This window comes from Roseburia sp. CLA-AA-H209, assembly GCF_020687575.1.
GTDB classification, from domain to species: Bacteria; Bacillota; Clostridia; order Lachnospirales; family Lachnospiraceae; genus Roseburia_C; species Roseburia_C amylophila.
This window is the reverse complement of record NZ_JAJEQU010000059.1, coordinates 1-1073: the sequence shown is the minus strand read 5'-3', so window position 1 is coordinate 1073 and position 1073 is coordinate 1. Positions and strand designations below refer to the sequence as shown.

Sequence of the window (1073 nt, the reverse complement as noted above, 5' to 3'; positions counted from 1 at the left end):
GTGGCAAACTTATAAGGACGACCTCTGGTTGTCCATAAGTGCGCCCTTCATTCAAAGGCAATGAAGGGAATGGAAAACCCACTCCCTCCGCCATTACACTTCCTCCATGTCTGTAACTAATTCTTTCTGCATCGCTTTTGAGAAAAACTTCCCGTTTGTTTCCTGCCTTTTTAAGAAGCCTATCAACTTTGGTAAATCTTTCTCCTCAATCGGACAGCCAAGAACTGATTCCACCGCTCCTCCAATCTGACAGAGCCTGTGGGTTCGTTTTTTACTTTCTTCCGCTTTCTTTCTCTTTTCCAGTTCCTTCCGCTGTGCTATGAGCTTTTTTGTAGCTTCAATGCTTTCCTGTTCCTTTTTCTCTAATGCACGTATTCTTTCTTCATAAGTCTTTGTTGATTTCGCCATATCGTCTTCATCCTTTCTTTTTCCGATAAACAACAGTTCCCGGTTGCATATCAGGAGAAGCACATGGTATAATCCTCTTGCGTGTAGGTATATCATGGCTTCGGTCTGATAGAACCTTTGGCGGTTTCGTAAGAAGCCGCCTTTTTAAGTTGCCACATTTCTTGTGACAGCTTTTACATTTCCTTTATCCCTCAGATCTCGTCCCTCGTTGGCTTCCATGAACTTTTCCAGAATGTCAGTTTTAATAAGGACTTTTCTTCCAACCTTTAATACCGGAAGTTTCTTCCATTCAACCAGTTTTCTCAAAGTGTTTCTGCCAATCCCTGTATAGTCGGCTGCTTCCTCGATGGATAATGCAATCTTTCTTTCCGTCATCTCGTCACCTCCTCGCAAATTGCATTATGCAATTTCTATTGTGCTGTTAGTATAGCGGTTTTATATTGCGTTGTCAAGCGTTATGAAATTTTAAAAATAATCATTAAATTGCATATTGCAATCATATAAGGTACATGCTATAATTCATACATACCGAAAAAGGAGGCAATCAGCATGAAAGATAAAGAACTACGCAAGCTGATAGGCAGCAGAGCAAAACAGCGTCGTCTGGAATTAAATCTGACACAGCCTTATGTTGCAGAGAAGATGGGAGTTACCGCTTCCACAAT

The 1073-nt window shown here is 41.1% G+C and carries 2 protein-coding genes and 1 pseudogene; 1 reads left to right on the top strand and 2 read right to left on the bottom strand.

Annotated elements, in window-relative coordinates:
• Positions 1 to 93: 93 nt before the first annotated feature.
• Positions 94 to 408: a DUF3847 domain-containing protein gene (locus tag LKD41_RS15615; protein ID WP_227182707.1), complete on the bottom strand. Its 315-nt coding sequence runs from the start codon at positions 406 to 408 to the stop codon at positions 94 to 96.
• Positions 409 to 552: 144 nt separating this feature from the next.
• Positions 553 to 783: a helix-turn-helix domain-containing protein gene (locus LKD41_RS15610; RefSeq protein WP_003505382.1), complete on the bottom strand. Its 231-nt coding sequence runs from the start codon at positions 781 to 783 to the stop codon at positions 553 to 555.
• Positions 784 to 957: 174 nt separating this feature from the next.
• Here LKD41_RS15610 and LKD41_RS15605 point away from each other — a divergent pair.
• Positions 958 to 1073: pseudogene (locus LKD41_RS15605) on the top strand (helix-turn-helix domain-containing protein); the annotation flags it as partial.